The organism is Empedobacter sp. UBA6305, from assembly GCF_002440405.1.
Lineage (GTDB): Bacteria > Bacteroidota > Bacteroidia > Flavobacteriales > Weeksellaceae > Empedobacter > Empedobacter falsenii_B.
In genome coordinates this window covers 21,851-29,882 of record NZ_DJTP01000007.1, presented here as the reverse complement: position 1 = coordinate 29,882, position 8,032 = coordinate 21,851, and the positions used below count along the sequence as shown (strand labels likewise).

The window sequence follows — 8,032 nt, the reverse complement described above, 5'->3', positions numbered from 1 at the left end:
CGAGCCCCAGCCAGGTCACAAGAAGCCAAACAGCAATGTTTGGCTTTTTTATTTTATTCTTTTTTAGAAACTTTAATCTAATATTCCTATCGAATATTTTAGCATAAAATCTGAACGATACGTCTCCCCCATTGGTATTTCAAATTCTTTAATATAAATTGTATGATTATCAAAAGAATTAATATGTTGTGTATTTACGATATACGATTTACTAACACGTATAAAATGATCTGCATTTATTTTTTGATGAATTGTTTTTAAATTCATTGCTGTTATTAATTTCTTCGTTTTAGTATGAAGTACAACATAATCTTTTAAACCTTCAATAAATAAAATTTCAGCAAAGCTTATTTTATATTGCTTACGATCTGCTTTTATAAATAAATAATTATCGTCATTTTCTTCTATTGTATTTTCCTCCACTTTATTAAAAAGAAGATGATGATAAAACACAGCTTTCGTCACAGCCTTCGCTAAACGGTTTTTATCTATTGGTTTTAACAAGTAATCTATCGCATCTAACTCATAACCATCTATTGCATACTGAGAATAAGCCGTCGTAAAAATTATTAGGCTATTTTTAGGGATACTCTTTGCAAACTCTAATCCATTTACAAAAGGCATTTCAATATCAAGAAAGATAATAGCTGGCACTGTTGTTTCTAGAAATTTTGATGCTAACATTGCATTAGAAAATTTTCCAATAATTTCTAATTCGGAAACTTCTTTAATTAGCAATTCCATTTCTTCTCTTGCCAAAGGTTCATCATCAATTATAATACAATTCATATCGGAATTATTAGGTTTACACAATACTCTTCATTTGTCGCATTAATTTTTAAAGAATACGTTTTTTCATATAAAAGTTCTAACCTTCTGGTGATATTAGGAAGTCCTAAGCCTTTAAATTTATTATTTGGAATTATATAATTTGGATCTATTGAATTTTTACAAACAAAATGTAATTGATCATTACTTATCGCAATTTCAATTTTTATATAAGTTGACTCATCATTTAAATTTACACTATGCTTAATTGCATTTTCAACAAATGTGGTAAATAAATTGGGTGGAATATAAGTTGTATTTAATAAACTATTATTAGCTTCACTTTCTATACTTACATTTAAACTCTCTTGACGAATTTTTTCTAATTCTAAAAAATTGGTAAGGAATTTTATTTCTGACGAAACAGGTGTTTTTTCTTCATTATTCTCATATAGCTGATAACGTAAAAAATCTGAAAGCTTCATGATAACTACAGTTGCTATTTCTGGATCTTTTCTAATTAATGCTTTCACATTATTCAACATATTAAATAAGAAGTGAGGATTAATTTGATTTTTCAATTCATTTATCTCCATTGAAAATGTCAAATTTTTTAATTCAGATATTTGCCTACTATCTTCAATCCATTTCTGAAAAAGCTTTAATGTTGTAGTCATCATAATAATTGGCACAACAACTATAAGCCCTTCATAACCTCTTCTTATATTTTCACCAAATTGTCTAGGACTTGCTATTCTATACTTTCCAAAAAACACATCTAATGATTGACCAATAATATTTATACCCACATAAACTAAAATTGTTAATAGTAATAGATATAAAATATAGTAACCTTTAAAAAAAAACTTTGGAACCAATATATAAATATTGATGTATGTTTTTAATACAAATACGACAAACAGTAAAAGAATAACATAATATCTATAGATACCATAATAATTAGATACAAATGCAGAACTGTATATCACTAATAAAAATCCAGCAATAAAAAGCAAATGACGAGAAAATCTAAACTTTTTATCTACTAGAAAATTTATAATTTTTTGATTTTTTGATTGAGGTAACAATGAATTCATTTTTATAAAAAATCTTATCTATAACAAAGGTAATTGATAAATCTATTCCATTATTAAAGTTTATACAAACCATTGTTTTTATTATACTTCTTCTTTTTTTTTCTGGTTGGTATAAAAAAATCTAGTGTTGGTATAAAAAACTATTAAAACCATTTTTTTATACTTTTCTTAGCCATTCATTTTACAAAATATAAATAAGTATGAGTGTGAAAAATTTTAATCATTGGGTAAATAAATTAAATCTTCTAGATTTTTCTGCAACAGAAAAAGAAGATAAAATTATTCAAATAACAGATCTTAATCGTTTTATTCAATGCTACGATCCGACATTAGAAATTGTAGATTGTATACATCATGATTTTTGTATTATTGAAAAAAATGAAATTATTAAAGAAGTGAAATTAATGGATATTTCTAATCTTAGAAATAACGAAACAATTTCTATAAATAGAAACAAAGAATCTTGGTTTGTTCTTGTAAATGACAAGTTAGATACAACTTTAAAGTCAATTTTAAAAACGATAGAAGAACACAATATCAGTAAGATTTATGACAAAGTATTTGTCTTCAATTTTTTTCAATCGAGTATTCACGAAATCAAATAAAAATTAATGTATTCAATAAAACAAAAAGCAATTACATGTTTATTGCTTTTACTTTCAACTTTATCATTCGCTCAAAAAAAGGATAGTGTTCAAAAAAGAGCTGTCGCTTTTGTTGCAGATAAATTCCCCTTTACTCGTGTACTTAATGTAGAATATACAAATCTTACACCTTATAAATTTTCTCAAAAGTTAGAGGATAGCAACTTTAATTTACCAGAAAGTAAAGTGAAAAACTTTCAACAAATAAAGGCAAATGCTAATTTGTATTTTTTCAAAAAAGAAAAATGGACAATATCTACAGCACTTAATTATAAGTACACTACAGCAAATATAGATAACCTTAGTTCTACTATGAACGAAACGAAACAAAACTTTCATTATCATTCAGAAGCCGTAACTGCAAGTCATATTTCTAAATTATGGAAAAAAACAGCTATTTATTCTGCTACTGCATCAGTTGATGGAAACGAAAATAGTTTTGAAAGATTCCGTGGTTTACTAACAGGTAGTATAATGATTACAGCAAACGAAAGAACTAAATTACTTTTAGGTTTAGCTGTAATTATAGACCCAAGTTCGCAAGTACCTACATTTCCAATTATTTCTTATGAGCATAAATTTAAAAATGGTTGGATAGCCGATATCATACTCCCAAAAAGAGTAATGATGAAAAAAAATGTATTTAATAATGGTCGATTTTCTCTTGGTAGTGAAATGGATGTTACATCATTCTATTTTGACCAATCGAATAAAACATTTGAATTTAGACAAACAGAAATTAATAGTGGTGTAATGTATGAACATAGAATTGGTGATTTTATTGGTACTGTAAAAACAGGGCTACGTAGCATTCCTACTGGAAGAATATTTGAAAAAAATGAATCATTTAATGACTATATATACGAGTATAAACCAAAGTCATCTTTCTATTTCAACTTTGGCATATCATACAACCCTTTTGGTAATAAAAAAAGATAAATAACATGCGTTTGTTGCGATTTCATTAAATTAAATAAAATCTATAGTAATTAAAAATAATTTATCGTAAATTCGCACCCATAAATTTCAAGGATGCAAAACATTAGAAATATTGCGATTATCGCACACGTTGACCACGGTAAAACTACTTTGGTTGATAAAATTCTTCACTCAACAAACGTTTTCAGAGAAAACCAAGATTCAGGTGAATTAATCATGGATAACAATGATATCGAACGCGAAAGAGGGATTACGATCTTCTCTAAAAATGCTTCGGTAGAGTATAAAGGTGTAAAAATCAATGTTATCGACACTCCTGGCCACGCCGATTTTGGTGGTGAAGTTGAGCGTGTGTTGAAAATGGCTGATGGTGTTATCTTATTAGTAGATGCTTTTGAAGGACCAATGCCTCAAACTCGTTTCGTATTAGGAAAAGCATTAGAATTAGGTTTAAAACCTTTAGTAGTAATTAACAAAGTTGATAAAGAAAACTGTCGTCCTGATGAAGTTTACGATAAAGTATTCGAATTATTCTTCAACTTAGATGCAACAGAAGAGCAATTGGAGTTTCCAGCATTCTATGGTTCATCTAAACAAGGATGGTTCAATACAGAAAATGTACGTGTAGACGATATTTCTCCATTAATGGATGGTATTCTTGAACATGTTCCTGCTCCAGAAGCTTACGAAGGTTCTTTACAAATGCAAATTACATCTTTAGATTATTCTAAATTCTTAGGACGTATTGCAGTTGGTAAAGTAAGCCGTGGTGTTATTAAAGAAGGGGATTGGGTTGCTTTAACAAAACCTGATGGAACGTTCAAAAAACATAAAATCAAAGAATTATATACATTTGCTGGTTTAGGTAAAGTAAAAGCTACTGAGGTAAAAGCGGGTGATATTTGTGCTGTTGTTGGTATCGATGGTTTCCAAATTGGAGATACTATCGCAGATCCTGAAAATCCAGAAGCTTTACCTGTAATGCATATCGACGAACCTACTATGAACATGTCTTTCGGAATTAACAACTCTCCATTCTTTGGTAAAGATGGTAAATTTGTTACTTCTCGTCACTTAGTAGATCGTTTAACAGACGAGTTAGAGCGTAACTTAGCTTTACGTGTTGAACCAACTGAAGATTCTAATACACAATTAGTTTACGGACGTGGTATCATGCACTTATCTGTATTAATTGAAACAATGCGTCGTGAAGGATATGAGTTAACTGTTGGGCAACCACAAGTTATTTTCAAAGAAATTGACGGTGTAAAATGTGAGCCATACGAAACATTAGTAATTGATGTTCCTGATGATTACTCTTCTAAAGCTATTGACTTAGTTACACAACGTAAAGGAGATTTATTAGTTATGGAAGCTAAGGAAGGTATGCAACACTTAGAGTTTGAAATTCCATCTCGTGGATTAATTGGTTTACGTTCTTTAATGTTAACTTCTACTGCAGGTGAGGCTGTAATGGCACACAACTTCTTAGAGTACAAACCTTTTAAAGGTGCTATTGCTGGACGTTCTGCTGGTGTTATTATCTCTAAAGATCAAGGTACATCTACTCCTTACTCTATTGATAAATTACAAGATCGTGGAAAATTCTTTGTTGCTCCAGGAGAAGAAGTTTACGAAGGAATGATTATTGGAGAGCACTCTCGTAATAATGATTTAGTTGTAAACGTAGTTGAGGCTAAAAAATTAAACAATATCCGTGCAGCTGGTAAAGATGATTCATCTTCTATTGCTCCAAAAATAGAAATGACTTTAGAAGAATGTATGGAATACATCCAAGGTGATGAATGTATCGAGGTAACTCCAAATTTCATCCGTTTACGTAAAATTCACTTAAAAGAAGTAGATCGTAAACGCTTCGAAAAATCAATGAGCTAATCATTTGAAATTATATATCACAATAAAACCAGAAGTTAATCTTCTGGTTTTTTGTTTTAAATAGATTCGATTTTATTTTTAAGCGCTTCAATTGCGAAATTTAATTCATCTTTAGAAGCGTTATATTCTACTATTTCACCTTTAATTTTGAATCTTGAAACATTAAAACCTTCTTCAATATCATTGTACCAAATCAAATAATTTTCGTATACAGCAACTACCCAAAAATTATCCTCAATAACATCATCACATTTCCATATTTCAGGAGAAATTTTAATTTGATTCCAAAATAATAAAGTTTTGTCCTCCATATTTTGTTCAGAAAAATAAATTTCGAGCATCAAATCCTTTTTAGGAAAATTTATCCAATTATTCATTAATAAGTACTTTTTAATAAAATCCAATCTTCAAATTTTTGAGTTTGAGTTGAATTTGGTTCAGTCCATTCGATAATATACCAATAACTATCGGAAGGTAGCGCTTTTCCATTCAGTTTTCCATCCCATGTATAATTGTTTGCTTCCGAACCAGTAAATAATAATTTTCCTTTTCGATTATAAATGATAAATTTCGGATTGATTTTACTTTTTAATTGCGAATAATCCAACACATCATTTTTACCATCACCATTTGGAGAAATAAAATTGATTAGTTTAATCAGCGAAAATTCTTTCGAAATAGGCGAACAATTAGCTGCAGATTTCACAGAAATTGTATGAGTTCCTAAAGTTACGTTTGTGAAGATATTGGAAGATTGAAAAGTGCCGTTATCCAATGAATACAGATATGGAAGCGTAGATCCAGTGACTTTTATGGTCACCGTAGAACCTTGAATTTCGATAGATTGAATAGTTGGATCTTCGGCTTCAATAACTTTTACTTCTTGGGTATAAAAACAACCATTTAATCCTAATTTTACATAATAAGTTCCAACAGAAACATTTGTAATAGATTGATTTTTATTACCATTATGCAACCATTCGTAAGTGTCAAATCCTGTACTTGCATCCAAAGTAGTCGTTGTTCCTTTGCAAATTGTAACATCTTTTAAGGTTGATGATTTTCCAGATTGTTTGAAAATAAAATGAATTGGAGCAACATTTTCGCATAAACCATTTTGTTTAAATCTTACCCAAAATGTTTGATCTGAATTTATTATTTGTGTCGCGCTGATTGCATTTCGACTATTTTTTGCATCAGCTTCGCTTAAATAATAAGTTGGAGATCCGTATATATTCGTAATCAAGTCATCAATATAATCGGATAAAACAATTTCTTCATCGTTACTTAAATCCTCGTCACAAATTTCTATTGGAGGAATTATGTTTGCAATACTTAGATTATTTAATGTAAAAGTAATTTTTTTTATAACTGGATCACAAGTCCCGATTTGAACACGAATCCAAACTTCTTTAGATGTCTGAATTCCATTTAGTTCAAAATTCGTTATTCCTGCAGAAATATTATCTTTAGCATCTTGTTCGGTATCAAAATATTTCACTTGATGAGCAGAATAATAATCTTCTACAATTCGATCAGTATATTCGTCTAAATTTATTTGTGTTTTTCCATCTAAATCATCATCACAAATAGAAAAACGATCTTGATAAATTTGCGGTTCTTCTTGTACAGAAACATTAATATGACCTTTCAAAGAACAACCAGTATTCAATGTGATTTCTACTTCGTAATAACCTGTTTCATTTACCACTAATGTTGCATTTGTTTCACCACTAATTTCCACACCATCTTTGTACCATTTATAAGCTGTAGCATTTGTAGTTGTCGCATCTATTGTTTCAGATTTTCCAGGACATAATACAACATCAGAACCTAAACTTTTTGATCCTACAAAACTTCCAGCTTTCAAGAAAACAGCAGAATCATAAAGGCCATAACTATCTCCATGGTCAGCAATTACCAATTTTATGTGGTATTTTACGCCTGCTACAATTTGTGCATTTGCTTTCAAAACTTTTGTTTGTCCATTGAAATTTGTTGGACTATTCCTAGAATTAAACCCTCCAAAATATTCTTGGAAACTTTTACATCTATCTGCTCCATTAATTGTTTTAGTTGTTACAGGAATAGTTGTATTTGGAATTAATGCAATGTTTTGATAAGGTTCAGAATTATCTGCTTTTTTGATTAAGAAGGCAAAAGCATCAGAATAATCACAATTATCAATTCGATATTCTTCTGAAAGAAACATGTACTCGAAACTAATTTGATCTGTTGTAAGGTTTGATACAAAATCAAATTCGAGAGATGTAGCATTTAAAATTTTGTCATGAGGTAAATTAGATTTTATCAAAATATCAATCAAATCTTGATCTCCTCCCCAATTACTTCCCCAAAAATCTTGCAAAGATGAATTTGGACCTTCAGCATCTTTTGCTTTCCCTGTAGATAAAATAATTCCTTCAGAAAGATCAAAACTACTAGTTCCTTTTGTAAAATAACCATAGCTTATTTCATCATAAGCTCTATTGTAGCCAGAAATATTAATATTGGAAATAGTAATACAACCTGTGTTTGTTCCAATAAATTTATCAATTAATTCTTCTTTCGGTAAAGATGTATCTACCTGAATATATTGACCAAATAAAAAACTATTTAGTGTAAAAGTAAAAAAGAGTAGGAGAATTATTTTTGAGTAAAAGTGTTTCATAAAAAATAATTTAGATA

7 protein-coding genes are annotated in these 8,032 nt (G+C 29.3%); 3 read left to right on the top strand and 4 right to left on the bottom strand.

What is annotated here, in order from left to right:
• Positions 1-72: 72 nt before the first annotated feature.
• Together B3M86_RS02120 and B3M86_RS02115 are read right to left on the bottom strand one after the other, a co-directional pair.
• A complete protein-coding gene (locus B3M86_RS02120; RefSeq protein WP_115001388.1) occupies positions 73-789 on the bottom strand; it encodes a LytR/AlgR family response regulator transcription factor in 717 nt (238 codons plus the stop codon).
• Positions 786-1,865, bottom strand: a complete 1,080-nt coding sequence (locus B3M86_RS02115) for a sensor histidine kinase (RefSeq protein ID WP_291058948.1) — start codon at positions 1,863-1,865, stop codon at positions 786-788. Before B3M86_RS02115 ends, B3M86_RS02120 begins: the two co-directional genes overlap by 4 nt.
• Positions 1,866-2,065: 200 nt before the next feature.
• Here B3M86_RS02115 and B3M86_RS02110 point away from each other — a divergent pair, with 200 nt between their 5' ends.
• From B3M86_RS02110 to typA, 3 genes are all read left to right on the top strand, one after another.
• On the top strand, positions 2,066-2,470 hold the full coding sequence (locus tag B3M86_RS02110) for a hypothetical protein (protein ID WP_115001384.1): 405 nt from the start codon (positions 2,066-2,068) through the stop codon (positions 2,468-2,470).
• A 6-nt stretch (positions 2,471-2,476) separates the two neighbouring features.
• On the top strand, positions 2,477-3,448 hold the full coding sequence (locus B3M86_RS02105; protein WP_115001382.1) for a DUF6268 family outer membrane beta-barrel protein: 972 nt from the start codon (positions 2,477-2,479) through the stop codon (positions 3,446-3,448).
• Between the two features lie 93 nt (positions 3,449-3,541).
• Complete coding sequence (gene typA / locus B3M86_RS02100) at positions 3,542-5,344, top strand: translational GTPase TypA (RefSeq protein WP_291076597.1); 1,803 nt, start codon at positions 3,542-3,544, stop codon at positions 5,342-5,344.
• A gap of 56 nt (positions 5,345-5,400) precedes the next feature.
• Here the strand turns inward: typA and B3M86_RS02095 are convergent, their stop codons facing one another.
• Together B3M86_RS02095 and B3M86_RS02090 are read right to left on the bottom strand one after the other, a co-directional pair.
• The gene (locus B3M86_RS02095; protein ID WP_180904948.1) at positions 5,401-5,721 is read right to left on the bottom strand and encodes a hypothetical protein; all 321 of its coding nucleotides are present in this window, start codon (positions 5,719-5,721) and stop codon (positions 5,401-5,403) included.
• Positions 5,721-8,015 carry a choice-of-anchor L domain-containing protein gene (locus tag B3M86_RS02090; protein ID WP_115001372.1) on the bottom strand — a complete coding sequence of 765 codons (2,295 nt, stop codon included), beginning with the start codon at positions 8,013-8,015 and terminating at the stop codon, positions 5,721-5,723. The genes B3M86_RS02095 and B3M86_RS02090 overlap by 1 nt, the downstream gene beginning before the upstream one ends.
• Positions 8,016-8,032: the final 17 nt, after the last annotated feature.